This is a genomic window from Terrabacter sp. 01T434, assembly GCF_056398545.1.
The window spans coordinates 974,638-992,664 of the sequence record NZ_JBFTPP010000001.1; the positions used below are offsets into that span (position 1 = coordinate 974,638).

An 18,027-nucleotide genomic window follows, 5' to 3' on the forward strand; every position below is an offset into this window, starting at 1 on the left:
GGCCCTTCGTCGTGCAGGAGGAGGTCAGTTGCCCACGACACGGAGCGTGAAGGTGCCCTCACCGTTGCCCGTGGTCGAGGAGTTGACGCCGACTGCGCGCAGGGACTCGAGGAACGTCTTCGCCTCGCCGTCCACCTGTCCCTTGGTCAGCGTGTAGACCTTGTCGAGATCGACGAAGAGCGTGACGTTGGAGCTGCTGACGTCGCCCACGGCCAGCTTGAAGGCGTCGCTGTCCCCGAGCTTGCCGCCGGACTTGAGGTCGTCGGCGTAGCCGGGCGTGGTGGCCACGAAGACCTTGTCGCCGTCGACCTTGTGCGTCAGCATGTCGCTGGGCGCGCCGGAGGCGTCCATGAGACGGCCGACGAGCTCGTCGGCGCGCTTGGCATCACTGGAGACGACCTTGGCGCCGATGGTCGGGACCTCCGACGTGAAGTCCTGGTCGGGCATCGCAATGGTGAAGGACCGGCCGAGGAGGACCTTGAGGTCGTCCGGGAGCTTGACGTCGAGCTGCTGCTCGACCTGGCCGATGGGGTCGGACGCGCCGTCGGCTGCAGCGAGGCTCTCGATCTGCTTCTTGACGGCGGGCCACGCGCCGTCGAGCATCTGGTCGGCGCCCGAGATGTTGAGGGCTCCCAGCGTGTTGGCCGGGAGGGACGCGATCTCGGCACCGCCGCCCTTGACCGACTTGGTCCCGTCGGCGCCGCGCACGATGCCGGCCATCTCGACGTAGTCGGCGTCGAAGCGCAGCGCAGCAGCGAACCTGCCCTTGGCGCCGGCCGTGGTGACGGCGCTCAGGCCCGCCGTCCCACCCAGCTTCTGGATCTCGCCGAGGCCTCGGCCCATGTCGAACCAGGCCGACATGATGCCCTGCTCGCCCAGCGCACCCATGTCCTGAGTGAAGGTGGCGTTCTGGGCCAGCGAGCCCTTGTCGACCGCGGCCAGGGTGGCGTCTCCGACACCTGACGGCGTGACGATGGCGTAGCCGTCCTTCATGCGCAGGTCGGTGTCACCGCTCTTGTCGCACGCGAACAGCTTGGTCAGCGTGTCCTTGGCCGCGGCTTCGTCCTTGACCTGGATCGCGACGGCGACGTTCGGGGACTTCTCGGAGCCGCCGGGTCGGATGGCTGCACCGACGCGGTCCCCGAGCCAGGGCGCGATGTCCTTGTCGTAGTCGAACTTCGCGACGCAGTCGTTGGTGGAGTTCTTGGAGGCCATCTCCCAGAGCTTCTTGCGAGGGTCGTCGCTCCCCAGGGTGTCCTTGACCTGGGGGAGCTTGCCCAGGAAGCGCACCGCGGCGATCTTCTGGCCGGCGGAGGGGTCGATGTCGAGTCGGAGGTAGGCGTACGCGTCGCCGGGCAGCACGTCGGCGGGCTGGGAGCCGCCACCGCTCAGGCTCTGGAAGGCGAACGCGCCGGCGCCGCCGAGGACGAGCGCCGTCGCGACGCCGCCGATGAGCAGACCGGTCCGCTTGCGGCCACCGGCGGCCTTCGGCTGCGGGTCGTCGGCAAGGGCGACCCCGCCGGGGACGGTCCCGGCCGCCGTACCTGCCGATGTGCCGGCTGCTCCGGCCGTCGGGTAGGTGTAGGGCTGGTCGGGTTGGTTCGTCCCATGGGTGGGCTCGGTCACGGTCTGCTCCCCTGAAGTGTCGGTGGGCCCGCGGCGTCGCGCGGGACGGCAGGACAATACCGTCCGAGCCGGACATTCGTCGCCGGTTGTGGTAACGGTCCGACGACGGTTTCGGCGCGGAACGGCTCCCGCCGCGCGAGTGGCAGACTGCTGTGGTGCGGATCAGCCATTTCTGGACCTTGATGGACGACGAGTTCGGCGCGGCGTATGCCGGGTCGCTCGCCCGCGACCACGTGCTGGGCGCGCTCGGCAATCGCACCGTCGTGCAGGCCCTCGCCGACGGCGAGGCCCCGCGGGCCGTCTGGGAGGCGCTGTGCACCGACATGGACGTGCCGCCCGAGCGTCGACTCGGCCGGGACACCCGAGTCGCTCGTGGGGCGCAGGGCGGTCAGGCCGGGCAGACGCGCCGCTGACGGGTCGCCGAGGAGCGCTTCCCGGCGTGTCGTGATGACTTCGAACACCTGTTCGGTAATGTTCTCCACAGGTCCTGCGCCACCACCCGCATCGTCCACAGGCCGTCTCGTGGTCCACCTGATGTCGGCGCCGGCACCTAGCGTCTGACCCGACAGCGAATCTCTCAGGACGAGCAGTCGCCCGGGTCGAAGGTAGACGACCGCAGCGCAGACGGCAGATAGGTGACCGACATGGCATCGGTGCAGGCAAAGGACAAGGACAAGGCCCTCTCCTCGGTGATGGGCCAGATCGAGAAGAGCTACGGCAAGGGCGCAGTCATGCGTCTCGGCGACGACATCCGTCCGCCGATCGAGGTCATCCCGACCGGGTCGATCGCGCTCGACGTCGCGCTCGGCATCGGCGGACTGCCCCGTGGCCGTGTCGTCGAGATCTACGGTCCGGAATCCTCGGGCAAGACCACGGTCGCCCTCCACGCGGTCGCCAACGCGCAGAAGGCGGGTGGGATCGCGGCGTTCATCGACGCGGAGCACGCGCTCGACCCCGACTACGCGAAGAAGCTCGGCGTGGACACGGACGCGCTGCTCGTGTCGCAGCCAGACACGGGCGAGCAGGCACTCGAGATCGCCGACATGCTGATCCGTTCCGGCGCCATCGACATCATCGTCATCGACTCGGTCGCGGCCCTGGTGCCCCGTGCCGAGATCGAGGGCGAGATGGGTGACAGCCACGTCGGTCTGCAGGCGCGACTCATGAGCCAGGCGCTGCGCAAGCTGACGGGGGCCCTCAACAACACGGGCACCACCGCGATCTTCATCAACCAGCTCCGCGAGAAGATCGGCGTCATGTTCGGCTCGCCGGAGACGACGACCGGTGGCAAGGCGCTGAAGTTCTACGCCTCGGTCCGCTTGGACGTGCGTCGCATCGAGACCCTCAAGGACGGCACCGAGCCGGTCGGCAACCGCACCCGCGTCAAGGTTGTCAAGAACAAGGTCTCGCCGCCGTTCAAGCAGGCCGAGTTCGACATCCTCTACGGCCACGGCATCTCCCGTGAGGGCGGCCTCATCGACATGGGTGTCGAGCACGGCTTCGTCCGCAAGGCCGGCGCCTGGTACACCTACGAGGGCGACCAGCTCGGTCAGGGCAAGGAGAATGCCCGCAACTTCCTCAAGGACAACCCCGACCTGGCCGACGAGATCGAGAAGAAGGTCAAGGAGAAGCTCGGTGTCGGGCCGCGCGTCGACCAGCCCGCCGAGGTCTCGGACGTGCCTGTCGACTTCTGATCGTGGGTCCCTCCGAACCGGAGACCGCGCAGGACCGTCTGGCCCGCGCCGCGGCCGCCCTGGCTGAGGCCGAGGGTGTTGCCGGGGTGCGGGCCGACAGCCCGCCCCGGGCTGTCCCGGTGCGCGAGAGCGGCGCGGGACGTTCCGACGGTCCAGCTCGGCCAGGTCGGCCAGGTCGGCCAGGTCGGCCAGGTGGTCGGCGTGGGCAGCCGCGGTCTGGATGGGGCTCGGACGATGCGGGGGAGCGGCCCGACTGGGCGCCTCCGCCGGACGATACCGAGACGCTCGTCCCCGATGCTGACGCCGAGTCCGTCGCGCGTGCCATCGTCCTGCGGCAGCTGAGCATGGCTCCGCGGAGCCGATCCCAGCTCGAGCGGAAGCTGCGCCAGCGCGGGTGTGACGACGAGGTCGCGGCCAAGGTGCTCGACCGGATGACCGAGATCGGACTCGTCGACGACGAGGCGTACGCCCAGATGCTGGTCCGCTCGAAGCAGTCGGACAAGGGGCTGGCGCGGCGCGCTCTCGCCCACGAGCTGCGCAAGCAGGGCATCGACCAGGAGATCGCCGACGACGCGCTGGGCCAGGTCGGGGCCGGTGACGAACGCGTGCGGGCCGAACAGCTCGTCGCCAAGAAGCTGCGCTCCATGCGTGGCCTGACCCCTGAGGTCCAGACCCGCCGCCTGGCCGGACTGCTCGCCCGCAAGGGCTACTCGGGTGAGGTCGCCTGGCCCATCATCCGGGACGCCGTCGACGGCCTGCCCGAGCACCGACGCGACTGACATCTCCGGCCCGTGGGCGCCGGGACACCGCGAGGGGGTGAGGACCGAATCGGTCCTCACCCCCTCGCGGTGATGCTGTCGTGCTGTCGTGCGGTGCTGCTCAGACCTCGGCAGGCACGTTGGCGATCGCCGAGATGTCGAACTCGAGCTTGACCTTCTCGCTCACGAGGACGCCGCCGGTCTCGAGGGCCGCGTTGAAGGAGAGGTTCCAGTCGGTGCGGTCGATGGTGACCTCACCCTCGAAGCCGACCCGGGTGTTGCCGAACGGGTCCTTGGCCGAGCCGGTCTCCTCGAAGGGAACCGTGACCGACTTGGTGACGCCGTTGATGGTGAGGTCGCCGGTGATGGCCCACTCGGCGCCGTCGCGCTCGACATCGGTCGAGACGAAGGTGATCTGCGGGTAGTTGGCGATGTCGAAGAAGTCGGGGGTCTTCAGGTGGCCGTCGCGCTGCTCGTTGCCGGTCGTGACGCTGGCGGCCTCGATGGTCACGGTGACCGACGAGTTGGCCGGGTTGGCGGTGTCGACGTGGGCGGAGCCCTGGAACTGGTCGAAGTTGCCCCGGACCTTCGTCACCATTGCGTGACGGGCGGAGAAGCCGATTCGCGTGTGGCTCGGGTCGAGCGTGTAGTCGCCGGAGATGTTCTCGACGGCGACCGAGGGGGTCTCGGCGACGGTCTCGGTCTTGGTGCGGTTGAACAGGCCCATGATGTGTCCTTCGGAGTAGTTATTGAATCTTCAACAACCATGGTGCTCCAAAGTTGTTGAACTGTCAAGCACTGGATTCAACGAGGCCACCCCTCCGGCTATTCCCCGACCGGGGAGCGCGGCCGTCGGCAGCCGCCGCACGACGTACCCTTGTCGATGCCATGACAACGCAGAACTTCACTCCCGCGCCCGTCGCGACCGCGCCCATCACCCCGGGCGGCTCGCCCCGGACCTACGACGTGCGCACGCACGGCTGCCAGATGAACGTCCATGACAGCGAACGCCTGGCCGGCCTGCTCGAGACGGCCGGCTACGTCGACCTCGCCAGCCTGCCGGCCGGGGAGCGTCCCGAGGTCGCCGACGTCGTGGTCTTCAACACGTGCGCGGTGCGCGAGAACGCCGACAACAAGCTGTACGGCAACCTCGGACAGCTGCGCCCGGCGAAGCAGAAGAACCCCGACATGCAGATTGCCGTCGGCGGCTGCATGGCCCAGAAGGACCGCGGCGCCATCGTCCAGCGCGCGCCGTGGGTCGACGTCGTCTTCGGCACCCACAACATCGGCTCCCTGCCGGCCCTGCTCGACCGGGCCGCCCACAACAAGCGCGCGGAGGTCGAGATCCTCGAGAGCCTCGAGGTCTTTCCCTCCACGCTGCCGACGCGACGCGACTCTGCCTACAGCGCCTGGGTGTCCATCTCGGTCGGCTGCAACAACACGTGCACGTTCTGCATCGTGCCGAGCCTGCGCGGCAAGGAGCAGGACCGCCGCCCCGGAGAGATCCTCGCCGAGATCGAGGCGCTCGTGGCACAGGGTGTCGTCGAGGTGACGCTCCTGGGCCAGAACGTCAACACCTACGGCGTCGAGTTCGGCGACCGGCTCGCCTTCGGCAAGCTGCTCCGGGCGTGCGGCGAGATCGAGGGACTCGAGCGGGTGCGCTTCACCAGCCCACACCCGGCGGCCTTCACCGAGGACGTCATCCTCGCCATGGCCGAGACGCCGAACGTCATGCCGAGCCTGCACATGCCGCTGCAGTCCGGCTCGGACAAGGTGCTCAAGGACATGCGCCGCTCCTACCGCAGCACGAAGTTCCTCGGGATCATCGACAACGTCCGCAAGCACATCCCGGACGCCGCGATCACGACCGACATCATCGTCGGCTTCCCCGGCGAGACGGAGGAGGACTTCCAGGGCACGCTCGAGGTCGTGCGCGAGTCCCGCTTCTCCAGCGCCTTCACCTTCCAGTACTCCATCCGCCCCGGCACCCCCGCGGCGACGATGGACCACCAGGTCCCCAAGCAGGTCGTCCAGGAGCGGTTCGAACGGCTCATCGCCCTCCAGGAGGAGGTCAGCTGGGCCGGCAACCGAGCTGTCGAGGGTCGTGAGGTCGAGGTCCTCGTCACCCCGTCGGAGGGGCGCAAGGACGCCGAGACCAAGCGCCTGTCGGGACGGGCCCGCGACAACCGGCTCGTCCACTTCGCCGTGCCCGAGGGTGGCGAGGTGCCGAGGCCGGGTGACATGGTCACCGTGCAGGTCACCTACGGCGCGCCGCACCACCTCGTCGCCGACTCGGGCCTCGAGGGCGGGACGTATGCCGTCCGCCGGACTCGGGGCGGCGACGCCTGGGCTGCGCTCCAGGACGTCCCCCAGGGCACCGGCAAGCCGGGCGTCAGTCTGGGGATGCCGTCGATCGGCAAACCGGCCGCAGCACCGACGGCACCGGGCTGCGCTGTCGTCTGAGCCGATTCGGGCCGAGGCGACGCCTCGTGCTTGACTTGGCGCATGAGCGTGCGCCCCATCGTCATCACCGGCGAGCCCGTCCTCCATCGGGCTGCAGCCCTCGTCACGGACTTCGACGACGATCTCCGCACCCTCGTCGAGGACATGTACGAGACCAACGTCGCAGCCAACGGTGTGGGCCTCGCGGCGCCTCAGATCGGTGTCGGGCTGCGCGTCTTCATCTGGAAGATGGCCAACGACGACGGGGTCCCCGAGCAGGGGCACGTCATCAACCCGACGCTCACCACCTCGAGGATCCCGCAGGAGCGGCCGAACCCCGACGAGGAGACCGAGGGCTGCCTGTCCGTGCCCGGCGAGGCCTTCCCCCTCAAGCGTGCCGATCGGGCGCACGTCATCGGCTTCGACGTCGACGGGAACCGGGTCGAGTTCGACGCGACGGGCTGGTTCGCCCGCTGCATGCAGCACGAGTACGACCACCTCAACGGCACGCTCTACGTCGACCGCCTCGACGATCGGCAGGCCAAGAAGGCCCGCAAGGCGGTCAAGCGCAACGGCTGGGGGAAGCCCGGCAACTCCTGGCACCCCGGCGTCGACCGCGACCCCTTCGGCCACGACGAGGACGACGTCGAGCATGCCGGCGAGCACTCCGACGAGCTCATCGGCTGATTGCGCGCCATCGTCGTGAAGGGCAAGACCTTCAGCGGTCCGGTGGACCGTGGCGCCTGACCGGGAGACCTCCGACGCCGAGCCGATCGTCGCGGTCGTGGGTCCGACCGCCACGGGCAAGTCCGACCTCGCTCTCGACCTGGCCGAGCGACTCGGGGGAGAGGTCGTCAACGCCGACGCCATGCAGTTCTACCGCGGCATGGACATCGGCACGGCCAAGCTGCCCCCTACCGAGCGGCGGGGTGTCCGGCACCACCAGCTCGACGTCCTCGACGTGACCGAGGAGGCCAGCGTCGCGGGCTACCAGGTCGCCGCGAGGGCCGACATCGCTGCCATCCGGGGCCGCGGCCATCGCCCCCTGCTCGTCGGTGGCTCGGGCCTCTACGTGCGGGCGGCCCTCGACCGGCTCGAGATCCCCCCGACCGACGCCGAGGTGCGCACCCGCCTCGAAACGGAGTCCGAGGTCGTCGGCGGCGACGCCCTCCACGCGCGGCTGCGCGGCCTGGATCCGCGGTCTGCCGCGTCGATCCTGCCCGGCAACCTCCGTCGTGTCATCCGGGCGTTGGAGGTCATCGAGCTGACGGGCAGGCCCTTCAGTGCGACGATGCCCAAACGCGAGTTCGTCTCTCCCGCAGTCGTTCTCGGGTTGCGATTGGACCGCGAGGTCCTCGTCGAGCGGATCGACCGACGGGTCGAGCGCATGTGGGAGAACGGGTTGCGGGCAGAGACCGAGACCCTGCTCGGAGCCGGCCTGCGTCACGGCGTCACCGCCAGCCGTGCCATCGGCTACAGCCAGGCCATCGCCGTCCTCGACGGTGACCTCGACGAGACCACGGCGCGGCGCGACACCGCCCAGGCGACGCGCCGCTACGCCCGGCGGCAGGAGTCGTGGTTTCGCCCCGATCCGCGCATCGTCTGGCTCGACGCGGCCTCGCCCGACCTGCTCGACCGCGCGCTCACGGCGGTTCGCGAGGCAGATGCTCGGGTGCGACACGGCATGGCGGAGAATGCCTGACATGACGCGTTTCACCAAGGGCCACGGCACCGAGAACGACTTCGTCCTCGTCCCTGACCTCGAGGGCTCTCTCGAGCTCACCCCCGCCCAGGTGCAGCGCATCGCCGACCGGCATGCCGGGATCGGCGCGGACGGCGTCATCCGGGTCGTGCGCACGGCGCTCTCCACCGACGAGACGGTGCGGGCGCAGTCGCGCGACGCCGAGTGGTTCATGGACTACCGCAACGCCGACGGCTCCCTCGCCGAGATGTGCGGCAACGGGACCCGCGTCTTCGCCGCGTACCTGCGGCGCGAGGGGCTGGCCTTCGGCTCGACCTTCACCATCGCCACCCGCGCCGGTGTGAAGACGGTCCGGGTCGTCGACGAGGGGTATGCCGTGGACCTCGGTCCGTGGCGGCTCGTCGACGAGGAGGGTGCGCGACGCGACGGCTTCGACGTCATGGTGCGCCCGCGCCACGGCAAACCGGTGCCGGCGCTGTCGCTCGACCTCGGCAACCCGCACGCCGTCGTCATGCTGCCCGAGGGCATCACCCTCGAGAACCTCGACCTCGGTGAGGCGCCCGAGCTGCACCCCGAGCCGGCCGACGGGTCCAACGTCGAGTTCGTCCGCGCCGTGGGGCCGGGGCACATCGCGATGCGCGTCCACGAGCGCGGCGTCGGCGAGACCCGCTCGTGCGGCACCGGTGCTGCGGCGGCAGCCCTGGCCACGCGCTTCTGGTCCGGCGTCGAGGACCTCAGCCCGTGGACCGTCGACGTGCCGGGCGGACGCCTGACCGTCACGCCTCTGCCCGGTCAGCGGGTCGAGCTCGCGGGGCCGGCCGTCCTCGTCGCCGACGGAGACTTCCCGCTCTGAACCCTGTCGTGACGCGTCCCGACGGGTCGAGGTGATTCCCCGTGGCCGGCCCGGCGGCATACCTCGACCCGGGCCGGGAGCGGACCGGCTCAAGCGCGGCGGACCTCGAGGATGCGGAACGCCTTGGCGGACGACAGGCGCGTGCACGTCAGTCCCCAGTCCTGCGCGTTGACCCATTTCTGCAGCGAGTCGGAGCCCAGGTGCTTCTGCACGACGAGGTGGCCCACGCCGTCGTCGGCCAGGCGCGGGAGCCAGTGCTCGAGGAGGGCGTGCAGGGCCGCCTTGCCCACGTGGATCGGCGGGTTGGACCAGATCGTCGCGAACCGCAGATCGGCCGGGACCTCGTCCGGCTCGCAGAAGGTCGCATTGTCGACGCCCGCCGCTCCGGCGTTGGCCCGGGCGAGGTCGAGCGAGCGGCGGTTGACGTCGACACCCCAGACGCGTGCGGCAGGGGAGCGCAGCGCCAGGGTGATCGCGATCGGCCCCCAGCCGCAGCCGAGGTCGAGCAGGTCGCCGGTCGGGCTGGGGTCGGGTGCGCCGGCCAGCAGCACGGACGTGCCCGGGTCGAGGCGGTCGGGGGAGTACACGCCACGAGCGGTGCTCAGCGTGAACCGGCGCCCCTCGAGGGTGACCTCGATGGTGCGGCGCTCCTCCGGGGTGGCCGGCTCTGCGGTGAAGTAGTGGTCGGTCGGCTCGCTCATCAGGGGTCACGGTATCGGCCGCGGCCGCAGGCCTCCACGACGAGCACGTCAGGGGTGGGTAAGCAGGTCTTGGGCACAAACGAGTGGCTCGTGGCGTTGGACCAGTGGAACCATAGGGAGAACATGACGAGCAACCACACCCAGCACACCGATGACCGAGCCCACGCTGCGGAGCGTGAGCGTGACCTCTTCGCCACCCGCGCCGACGCGCTGGCCGAGGACGCCCACGAGACCGACGACACGGCATACCCCCTCTACGACGGCGATCAGCTCGACCGTGAGGAGCGCGCCGCGCTCCGACGCGTCCAAGGCCTGTCGACCGAGCTCGAAGACATCACCGAGGTCGAGTACCGCCAGCTCCGCCTCGAGCGGGTCGTGCTGGCCGGCGTCTGGACCGAGGGGACCGCCGACGACGCCGAGAACTCCATCCGCGAGCTCGCGGCCCTCGCCGAGACGGCAGGTTCGACCGTGCTCGAGGGTGTCGTGCAGCGTCGTCAGCGGCCCGACCCCGCCACCTGGCTGGGCAAGGGCAAGGCGCTCGAGCTGCGCGACATCGTCGTCCAGGAGGGAGCCGACACCGTCATCTGCGACGGCGAGCTCGCCCCGAGCCAACGGCGCGCGCTCGAGGACGTCGTCAAGGTCAAGGTCATCGACCGCACCGCCCTCATCCTCGACATCTTCGCCCAGCACGCCAAGAGCCGCGAGGGCCGCGCGCAGGTCGAGCTGGCCCAGCTGCAGTACCTCCTGCCCCGCCTGCGTGGCTGGGGTGAGTCGATGTCCCGTCAGGCCGGTGGCCGTGTCGCCGGGGGTGAGGGCATCGGTTCGCGTGGACCCGGTGAGACGAAGATCGAGCTCGATCGCCGCCGGATCAACACGAAGATCGCCAAGCTCCGCCGCGACATCAAGGACATGAAGACGAGCCGCGACACGCGGCGCCACTCGCGTCGCGCCGGCGGCGTCCCGTCGGTCGCCATCGCCGGCTACACCAACGCCGGCAAGAGCTCGCTGCTCAACCGCCTCACCGGCGCCGGCGTGCTCGTCGAGAACCAGCTCTTCGCGACCCTCGACCCGACCGTACGTCGGACCGAGACCGCGGACGGCCGCGTCTACACGCTCGCCGACACGGTCGGCTTCGTGCGCAGCCTGCCGCACCAGCTCGTCGAGGCGTTCCGCTCGACCCTCGAGGAGGTCGGTGACTCCGACCTGCTGCTGCACGTCGTCGACGGCTCGCACCCCGACCCCGAGGGGCAGATCTCAGCGGTCCGCGAGGTGCTCGCGGAGGTCGGCGGCGACCAGATCAAGGAGATCATCGTCGTCAACAAGGCCGACATCGCCGACCCGGAGGTGCTCGACCGGATCCGGCGCCACGAGCGGCACTGCGTCACGGTCTCGGCCCGCACCGGCGCCGGTCTCGCCGAGCTGCGCGCCCTCATCGACGACGAGCTGCCGAAGCCCGACATCGAGGTCGAGGTGCTCGTGCCGTACGACCGCGGCGACCTCATCTCGCGCCTGCACGAGGAGGGCGAGATCCTCGAGAGCGAGCACGTGGCCGAGGGGACCCGCCTGCGCGCCAAGGTCACGCCGACCATGGAGCCGGACCTCGCGGCATACGCCGTCGTCGCCAGCTGACAGCGATCGCTCGAAGGGCCCCCTCCGTGGGGCCCTTCGGCATGTCGGGCTCCGGGCTGTCAGGGCTCTCGGGGAGGATGGGCGGCATGGCCCTCGAGATCCCGTGCCCCTACTGCGGCACCCAGATGTATGCCGAGCAGGCTCACAACCGCTGCCCGAAGTGCCGCTACATCGAGCCCTGCTGTGACGGCGCGCCCCTGGCCGCCTGTGAGACGCGCGCGCCCGAGCGACAGGTGCCGTGAACGCTCCGGCCGGCGAAGGCTCCGTCTGGCTGACGACCGAGCGGCTCGCGCTGCGGCGACCTCGCCCCGAGGACCTCGACGACTACGTGCGCGTGCACAACGACCCACGGACGTATGCGCACGCGCCGTCGAGCATGCCGAGCCCGGAGCAGTGCCGCGAGCGACTCGCGGCCGACCTCGTCGACTGGCAGCAGGACGAGCTGGGGTATGCCGTCGTCGTCGACCGCGCGTCGGGTGACGTCATCGGGTGGGCCGGTTTGCGGCACAAGGAGTCCGACCACGAGAGCCTCAACCTCTACTACCGGCTCGAGCACGACCGTCTCGGTGCCGGACTCGGGCGGGAGATCTCTCGTGCGGTCGTCGCCTGGGCGGTCGAGCACCGTCCCGAGGCCCTGGTGACGGCGATGGTCGACGAGGTCAACGCCGCCTCGCTGCGCACCGCGTCGTCCGCAGGACTGGTGCGGGTGGGCATGCGGCCCATGAGGGACGATCCGGACGGCACGCCGATGGCGTACTTCGAGGCGCCCCGCGTCGAGCCGGTGCCCACCGGGGCCGTCGACGACGCGCTGCGTGACGCAGTCGTCGACCTGTGGGGCCGGGTCAACGACGCCGGCGGCGCGGTCGGCTTCCTTCCCGGCGCGGCGCGCCGCGACGTGGCCGCGGCCCTCGACCGCCATCTCGAGGACGTCCGTGACGAGCGCTCCCTGCTGTGCGTGCTGAGGGACCCCGACGGCAAGGTCAGTGGGCTCGGCCTCTGGGAGCACTCACGTGGGTTCCCGTACGCCCATGTGGCGGGGCTGAAGCGGCTGATGGTCGAGCCGACGGCGCAGGGACGCAACCTCGGGCGCATCCTCCTCGGCGGCATGGTCGGCATCGCGCGGCGCGAGCTGCCGTGGGTCGAGCTGCTGCGCCTCGACTACCGCGGCGGTCTCGGCCTCGGCGGCTTCTACGGGCGCGCCGGCTGGACCGAGGTCGGCCGCGTGCCGCGCGGTCTGCGCCTCAGCGCGACCGACTACCGCGACGACGTCGCCATGGCCCGCCGCGTCGACGGATGTCCTCTCGGGTGATTCCCGGGCTGATCCCGGGCCGTTCACAGCGCTGTCCACGGGGCAGTCGGGGCGGAACCGCGACCTCTCAGGAGAGGCCCGTGACCCGGCCGTCCTCGGTGATGTCGATGCGCTCCGCGTTGGGGGAGCTCGGCAGCCCCGGCATCGTGCGCATGTCCCCGCAGATCGCGTAGACGTAGCCGGCGCCCACCGCCGCGCGCACCTCGCGCACCGGCATCCGCCACCCGCGCGGGGCACCGCGCAGGGTGGGGTCCGAGGAGATGGACAGGTGCGTCTTGGCGATGACGACGGGCAGGCCGCCGTAGCCCAGCCGCTCGTAGTCCTTGAGTGCTCGCGCTGCCGCGGGGCTCACGTCGATGCCGTCGGCGCCGTAGACCTGGGTGGCGATGGCCTCGATCTTCTGCTCGAGCGGCAGGTCGAGGGGATAGAGGAACTCGAAGGCGGTCGGCTCGTGCGCGGCTTCGACGACGACCTGCGCGAGCTCCAGCGCGCCGGCCCCGCCCTCGGCCACGTGGCGGGTCACGGCAGAGCGGACCCCGAGGCTGTTGCAGAAGCGCCGGATGACGGCGTGCTCTGAGTCGTGGTCGTCGGGGAAGGCGTTGATCGCGACGACGGGCTGCACGCCGAACCGCCGGACGATCTCGATGTGCTTGCGCAGGTTGGGGAGCCCGGCCTCGACGTCCTTGGGGCTCTCCTTGAGCATGCCCGCGGGAAGGGGCTTGCCGGCTCGGACGGCATACCGCCCCGAGTGGGTCTTCAGGGCGCGGACGGTGGCCACGACGACCGCGACATCCGGCTTGAGCCCGCTGACCCGGCACTTGACGTCGAAGAAGCGCTCGGCGCCCATGTCGGCCCCGAAGCCCGCCTCGGTGATGGCGTAGTCGCTGCCGCGCATGGCGATGAGGTCGGCGGTGACGGACGACGTCCCGGTGGCGATGTTGCCGAACGGTCCGCAGTGGATGATGGCCGGTCCGCCTTCGAGCGTCTGGAGCAGGTTGGGCTTGAGGGCGTCCTCGAGGATGGCCGTCATGGCCCCTGCGGCGTGCAGGTCCTCCGCGGTGACGCTCTTGCCCTCGGTCGTGTAGCCGACGACGATCCGGCCAAGCCGTTCGCGCAGGTCGTGCAACGAGGTGGCGAGGGTGAGCAGCACCATGACCTCGCTCGCGGCGGTGATGTCGAAGCCGGTCTCGCGCGCCAGCCCGTCCTGTCGCGCCCCGAGCCCGATGACGACGTTGCGCAGCGCACGGTCGTTGACGTCGAGCACGCGCCGCCACGTGATGTTGCGGACGTCGATGCCGAGCTCGTTGCCGTGGTGCAGGTGGTTGTCGATCATCGCCGCGAGCAGGTTGTGGGCGGACGTGACGGCGTGGAAGTCGCCGGTGAGGTGGAGGTTGAGCCGCTCCATCGGGACGACCTGGCTGTAGCCGCCACCGGCCGCACCGCCCTTGATCCCGAACGTCGGTCCCATCGACGGCTGACGCAGCGCGACGACCGCCCGCTGGCCGAGGCGGTGCAGTGCCTGCGCGAGCCCGACCGAGGTCGTGGTCTTGCCCTCGCCGAGCGGCGTCGGTGTCACCGCCGTGACGACGACGTACCTGGCCGTATGCGTCGGCGCGGGCTCGTCGAGGACCGCGAGGTCGATCTTGGCGACGCCGCGGCCGTACGGCTCGAGGTGCTCGTCACGGACGCCGAGGTCGGCGGCGACGTCGGCGATCGGACGCAGGGTCGCTGCGTTGGCGATGTCGAGGTCGGTGGGCAGGGGTGCGCTCATGGTCCGATCCAACTCCCGGCGCCGGTGCCGCGCACCGGAATCGCCGAGCCCCTCCAGTGAGCTCGGTCCCACGAGGGCCGGGCATCGGCGCACCGGTCCACAGGTTGGGGCCCACGGCGGCGGTGCCCACGTGCGTCGGCACTACGCTGACCCAATGCCCCAACCCCCCGCGCTCGACGACCTCCTCCACGCCGCGGTGTCGGGAGTCGGTGGCGCGGAGCGGCCGGGACAGGTCGAGATGGCCAAGGCCGTCGCGCACGCCATCGACGACGGGGAGCACCTGCTCGTCCAGGCCGGCACCGGCACCGGCAAATCGCTGGCCTACCTCGTGCCGGCGGTCGCCCACGCCTTCGAGGCGGGCAAGCCTGCCGTCGTGGCGACCGCGACGCTCGCCCTGCAGGCGCAGATCGTCGACCGGGACATGCCGCGCGTCGCCGACGCGCTCGCGCCGGTCTTGGGGCGCCGCCCCACGTACGCCCTCGTCAAGGGCCGCCGCAACTACGTGTGCCTCAACAAGCTCGAGGGCGGCTTCCCCGACGACGAGGACGGCCTGCTCTCGGTCGGGCAGGTCGACGCCTCGGTCGGCCGACTCGGCCAGGAGGTCGTCCGGCTGCGTGAGTGGGCGTCCACCACCGACTCCGGCGACCGTGACGAGCTCGTCCCGGGCGTGTCCGAGCGCGCCTGGCGTCAGGTGTCGGTCTCGGCCCACGAGTGCATGGGCGGCAAGTGCCCGCTCGTCGCCGAGTGCTTCGTCGAGCGTGCCCGCGAGGCGGCCAAGGACGTCGACGTCATCGTCACCAACCACTCCTTCATGGCCATCGACTCGTTCGAGGGGCGGCAGATGCTGCCCGAGCACGACGTGCTCGTCGTCGACGAGGCCCACGAGCTCGTCGACCGCGTCACGGCCACGATCACCGACGAGCTCACCGGCACCATGGTCATGACCGCCGCCAAGAAGGCCGGCCGGATGTCGGAGAACACCGCGGCCCTCGACGAGGCGGGGGAGATGCTCGCCCAGGCGCTCGAGCCGCTCGAGGAGGGGCGGATGCTCGGCATCCCGGACTCCGTCGGCCTCGCCCTCGCGCGGGTGCGCGACACCGCACGCACGGTCCAGAGCGACCTCAAGCCGCCGCCCGGGCAGGAGGCCGACGGCGCTCGGCAGATCGCCCGTGCGGCGGTCGACGAGGTGCACGAGAACGCCGAGCGCATCCTCGAGGAGCGCGAGCTCGACGTCGTGTGGCTGAACCGCGACCAGCGCCGGGGTCCCGTCCTGCGCGTCGCGCCGATGAGCGTCGCCATGCTCGTGCGCGACAAGGTCTTCGAGGAGCGCACGGTCGTGCTCACGTCGGCGACGCTCGAGCTCGGCGGCACGTTCGACTCCGTCGCCGGCACGATCGGCCTGCGCGGCGAGGGAGCTCCGAAGTGGCAGGGCCTCGACGTCGGTAGCCCCTTCGACTACCCCAAGCAGGCCATCGCCTACGTCGCTGCCCACCTGCCGCCGCCCGGCCGCGACGGCGCCGGTGACGACACCCTCGACGAGATCGAGCAGCTCGTGCGCGCCGCCGGCGGCCGCACGCTGGGTCTCTTCTCGTCGATGCGCGCCGCGCAGACCGCCGCCGAGGTCATGCGTGCCCGCTTCGGTGACGACATCCCGGTCCTGTGCCAGGGCGAGGACCAGATCACGACGCTCGTGCGCCAGTTCGCCCGCGACCCGCGCACCTGCCTCTTCGGCACCCTCACCCTGTGGCAGGGTGTCGACGTGCCCGGCTCGTCGTGCCAGCTCGTCATCATCGACCGCATCCCCTTCCCGCGGCCCGACGACCCGTTGGCGTCGGCGCGGTCGCAGGCCATCGCGCGGATGGGTGGCAACGGCTTCATGGCCGTGTCGGCCACCCACGCCGCGCTCCGGCTCGCGCAGGGTGCCGGCCGTCTCGTGCGCCGGGCCGACGACCGCGGCGTCGTGGCCTTCCTCGACTCCCGGATGATGACGGCGAGGTATGCCGGGTTCCTCCAGCGCTCGCTGCCCCCCTTCTACCCGACCACCGACAAGCAGATGGTGCTCGCCGCACTCGCACGCCTCGACGCGATGGCTCCGCCGCCGGTCGCCGTCGAGGAGCCCGCGCTGCGCTCCCTCACCGGTGCCCGGGCCGACGCCGACGGCACGGAGCACCCGAGGCCGGTCGCCGTGCCACCGCCGGCTCCGGTCTCGTCGCGCAGCGCCGTCACGTCCGGACACGCCTGGACCGACGAGCAGGACGAGGAGCTGCGCGACGCCGCCGACGCCGGCATGCAGCTCGACGAGCTCGTCGACCACTTCGAGCTGCCGGAGGAGACCATCGCCGCGCGGGTCGAGCAGCTCGGGCTCACCATCGCGTCGGGCGCGCTCTTCGACTGACGCGCCCCACGGCATACGCGATCACCCCAGCGACCGCACCCCTCGCCCCGCAACACACCCGGTAACGGTCAACCACTCGGTGCTGCAACCGGATGGTCTGCCCGGTACCGGGTGTGTTGCGCTCGGAGTCAGGGGGTCTTCGAGGTGGCCGCGGGCGGCGTGGGCAGCTGCAGCAGGTTCGAGGTCCCCTGTGGCACGACGATGAGCGAGTCGCCGTGCTCCTTGAGCATGTCGATGTACTTGCTCATGAGGACCTGCTCGTTGAGCCGGTTCTGGCACTTCTCGGACGGCACCGGCACGACCTTCACGGCCTTGACGTCCTTGCCGTTGATGACCTCGTTGACCTGCGTCGAGGTCGCTCCGCAGCGGATGATCTGGTCGGCGTCGGACGTGGCCTGTGCCTCGGTCTTGGTGATCTCGGCCTTCGCGAGTGCCGTCTGCAGGTCGGCCTTGGCCGCCTCGGCGTTGGCGAGCGAGCTCTGCACCTTGTCGTAGTTGGCCTGGACGCTCTGGTCGAGCGTGATGGCCCTCGGGTCGACCTGCTCCACCGTGACGCCGACCTCGCCGAGGCGCTTCTCGAGGCCTTCGGTGATCCGCAGCGCGAGCTGGGCGCGTGACTGGCGGACCGTCGCGGCCGTGAACGTGGTCGGCGCGTCGCGGGTCACCGACGAGACACCGGGCAGCACCGCACGCGAGATGAACGACTCCTGGTCGGGGTACTGCCGCACGATCTCGGAGAGCTTGCCCGGGTTGAGCGAGTAGCGGATGGTCACGTCGTACGCGACCGTCGCGTTGTCGCTCGTGACCGTCGAGATCCGGCCCCCGCCCTCGTCGAGCGCGATGGTCTGGTTGCGGATGTCGAAGCGGATGAGGTCCTGCCACGGGGCCTTGAGGTGGATGCCGGTGGCGCTGATCGCCTCGTCACCCACCGTGCCGAAGGTCTTGGTCACCGCGGCCTCGCCCGCGTCGAGGCGGTAGTACGAGGCGCTGGCGACGAGGAACAGCGCGAGCCCGAACGGGATCGCGGCGTAGCGGCTCAGCTTCTTGGGGTGGTCCTTGAGCCGGAGCAGGACGAAGCCGGCGGCGGCGAGCACGATGGCGAGGACGAGGGCGAACATGACCTTCACTTCCACAGGGGACGGGGCGG

16 protein-coding genes are annotated in these 18,027 nt (G+C 70.7%); 11 read left to right on the forward strand and 5 right to left on the reverse strand.

Features of this window, described 5'->3' with window-relative positions:
- Positions 1-24: 24 nt before the first annotated feature.
- Entirely contained in the window at positions 25-1,626 is a 1,602-nt protein-coding gene (locus AC1DIW_RS04615) for a DUF3352 domain-containing protein (RefSeq protein ID WP_478106627.1), read from the reverse strand.
- Positions 1,627-1,781: 155 nt separating this feature from the next.
- Between AC1DIW_RS04615 and AC1DIW_RS04620 the strand changes: the two genes are divergently transcribed.
- From AC1DIW_RS04620 to AC1DIW_RS04630, 3 genes are all read left to right on the forward strand, one after another.
- Positions 1,782-2,039, forward strand: coding sequence for a DUF3046 domain-containing protein (locus tag AC1DIW_RS04620; protein ID WP_478106628.1), 258 nt, complete (start codon positions 1,782-1,784; stop codon positions 2,037-2,039).
- Positions 2,040-2,270: 231 nt separating this feature from the next.
- Entirely contained in the window at positions 2,271-3,320 is a 1,050-nt protein-coding gene (gene recA, locus AC1DIW_RS04625; RefSeq protein WP_442279062.1) for a recombinase RecA, read from the forward strand.
- 344 nt (positions 3,321-3,664) lie between these two features.
- A complete protein-coding gene (locus AC1DIW_RS04630) occupies positions 3,665-4,099 on the forward strand; it encodes a regulatory protein RecX (protein ID WP_478106629.1) in 435 nt (144 codons plus the stop codon).
- A gap of 100 nt (positions 4,100-4,199) precedes the next feature.
- On the opposite strand, the gene AC1DIW_RS04635 is transcribed toward AC1DIW_RS04630, so the two are convergent.
- On the reverse strand, positions 4,200-4,805 hold the full coding sequence (locus tag AC1DIW_RS04635; RefSeq protein WP_478106630.1) for a YceI family protein: 606 nt from the start codon (positions 4,803-4,805) through the stop codon (positions 4,200-4,202).
- Between the two features lie 161 nt (positions 4,806-4,966).
- Between AC1DIW_RS04635 and miaB the strand changes: the two genes are divergently transcribed.
- Genes miaB through dapF form a run of 4 tightly spaced genes read left to right on the forward strand, consistent with a single transcriptional unit; the run spans position 4,967 to position 9,075 of the window.
- Positions 4,967-6,541 carry a tRNA (N6-isopentenyl adenosine(37)-C2)-methylthiotransferase MiaB gene (gene miaB, locus AC1DIW_RS04640; RefSeq protein WP_478106631.1) on the forward strand — a complete coding sequence of 525 codons (1,575 nt, stop codon included), beginning with the start codon at positions 4,967-4,969 and terminating at the stop codon, positions 6,539-6,541.
- A 42-nt stretch (positions 6,542-6,583) separates the two neighbouring features.
- Complete coding sequence (gene def / locus AC1DIW_RS04645; protein WP_478106632.1) at positions 6,584-7,207, forward strand: peptide deformylase; 624 nt, start codon at positions 6,584-6,586, stop codon at positions 7,205-7,207.
- A gap of 49 nt (positions 7,208-7,256) precedes the next feature.
- Positions 7,257-8,222 (forward strand): tRNA (adenosine(37)-N6)-dimethylallyltransferase MiaA, encoded by a 966-nt coding sequence (gene miaA, locus AC1DIW_RS04650; RefSeq protein ID WP_478106633.1) that lies wholly within the window; start codon positions 7,257-7,259, stop codon positions 8,220-8,222.
- 1 nt (position 8,223) lies between these two features.
- Entirely contained in the window at positions 8,224-9,075 is an 852-nt protein-coding gene (gene dapF / locus AC1DIW_RS04655; RefSeq protein ID WP_478106634.1) for a diaminopimelate epimerase, read from the forward strand.
- Positions 9,076-9,164: 89 nt separating this feature from the next.
- Here dapF and AC1DIW_RS04660 read toward each other — a convergent pair whose 3' ends face one another.
- Positions 9,165-9,776 (reverse strand): class I SAM-dependent methyltransferase, encoded by a 612-nt coding sequence (locus AC1DIW_RS04660; RefSeq protein ID WP_478106635.1) that lies wholly within the window; start codon positions 9,774-9,776, stop codon positions 9,165-9,167.
- Positions 9,777-9,899: 123 nt separating this feature from the next.
- On the opposite strand from AC1DIW_RS04660, the gene hflX reads away from it, so the two are divergent.
- The 3 genes from hflX (at position 9,900) to AC1DIW_RS04675 (ending at position 12,714) form a co-directional block, all read left to right on the forward strand.
- Positions 9,900-11,405 (forward strand): GTPase HflX, encoded by a 1,506-nt coding sequence (gene hflX / locus AC1DIW_RS04665; RefSeq protein ID WP_442279069.1) that lies wholly within the window; start codon positions 9,900-9,902, stop codon positions 11,403-11,405.
- An 86-nt stretch (positions 11,406-11,491) separates the two neighbouring features.
- Complete coding sequence (locus AC1DIW_RS04670; RefSeq protein WP_442279070.1) at positions 11,492-11,647, forward strand: hypothetical protein; 156 nt, start codon at positions 11,492-11,494, stop codon at positions 11,645-11,647.
- A complete protein-coding gene (locus AC1DIW_RS04675; protein ID WP_478106636.1) occupies positions 11,644-12,714 on the forward strand; it encodes a GNAT family N-acetyltransferase in 1,071 nt (356 codons plus the stop codon). The genes AC1DIW_RS04670 and AC1DIW_RS04675 overlap by 4 nt, the downstream gene beginning before the upstream one ends.
- Before the next feature lie 67 nt (positions 12,715-12,781).
- On the opposite strand, the gene AC1DIW_RS04680 is transcribed toward AC1DIW_RS04675, so the two are convergent.
- Complete coding sequence (locus AC1DIW_RS04680; RefSeq protein ID WP_442279072.1) at positions 12,782-14,485, reverse strand: formate--tetrahydrofolate ligase; 1,704 nt, start codon at positions 14,483-14,485, stop codon at positions 12,782-12,784.
- A gap of 154 nt (positions 14,486-14,639) precedes the next feature.
- Between AC1DIW_RS04680 and AC1DIW_RS04685 the strand changes: the two genes are divergently transcribed.
- Positions 14,640-16,880 carry an ATP-dependent DNA helicase gene (locus AC1DIW_RS04685; RefSeq protein ID WP_478106637.1) on the forward strand — a complete coding sequence of 747 codons (2,241 nt, stop codon included), beginning with the start codon at positions 14,640-14,642 and terminating at the stop codon, positions 16,878-16,880.
- A 128-nt stretch (positions 16,881-17,008) separates the two neighbouring features.
- Here AC1DIW_RS04685 and AC1DIW_RS04690 read toward each other — a convergent pair whose 3' ends face one another.
- Positions 17,009-17,998 (reverse strand): prohibitin family protein, encoded by a 990-nt coding sequence (locus tag AC1DIW_RS04690; RefSeq protein ID WP_442279118.1) that lies wholly within the window; start codon positions 17,996-17,998, stop codon positions 17,009-17,011.
- Between the last annotated feature and the right edge of the window lie 29 nt (positions 17,999-18,027).

Bases quoted from the DNA above. Each gene is read 5' to 3' on its own strand.
- recA (WP_442279062.1), top strand. From the start codon at position 2,271: ATGGCATCGGTGCAGGCAAAGGACAAGGACAAGGCCCTCTCCTCGGTG.
- AC1DIW_RS04630 (WP_478106629.1), top strand. From the start codon at position 3,665: ATGGCTCCGCGGAGCCGATCCCAGCTCGAGCGGAAGCTGCGCCAGCGC.
- AC1DIW_RS04635 (WP_478106630.1), bottom strand. From the start codon at position 4,805: ATGGGCCTGTTCAACCGCACCAAGACCGAGACCGTCGCCGAGACCCCC.
- miaB (WP_478106631.1), top strand. From the start codon at position 4,967: ATGACAACGCAGAACTTCACTCCCGCGCCCGTCGCGACCGCGCCCATC.
- def (WP_478106632.1), top strand. From the start codon at position 6,584: ATGAGCGTGCGCCCCATCGTCATCACCGGCGAGCCCGTCCTCCATCGG.
- dapF (WP_478106634.1), top strand. From the start codon at position 8,224: ATGACGCGTTTCACCAAGGGCCACGGCACCGAGAACGACTTCGTCCTC.
- AC1DIW_RS04660 (WP_478106635.1), bottom strand. From the start codon at position 9,776: ATGAGCGAGCCGACCGACCACTACTTCACCGCAGAGCCGGCCACCCCG.
- hflX (WP_442279069.1), top strand. From the start codon at position 9,900: ATGACGAGCAACCACACCCAGCACACCGATGACCGAGCCCACGCTGCG.
- AC1DIW_RS04670 (WP_442279070.1), top strand. From the start codon at position 11,492: ATGGCCCTCGAGATCCCGTGCCCCTACTGCGGCACCCAGATGTATGCC.
- AC1DIW_RS04680 (WP_442279072.1), bottom strand. From the start codon at position 14,485: ATGAGCGCACCCCTGCCCACCGACCTCGACATCGCCAACGCAGCGACC.
- AC1DIW_RS04685 (WP_478106637.1), top strand. From the start codon at position 14,640: ATGCCCCAACCCCCCGCGCTCGACGACCTCCTCCACGCCGCGGTGTCG.
- AC1DIW_RS04690 (WP_442279118.1), bottom strand. From the start codon at position 17,998: ATGTTCGCCCTCGTCCTCGCCATCGTGCTCGCCGCCGCCGGCTTCGTC.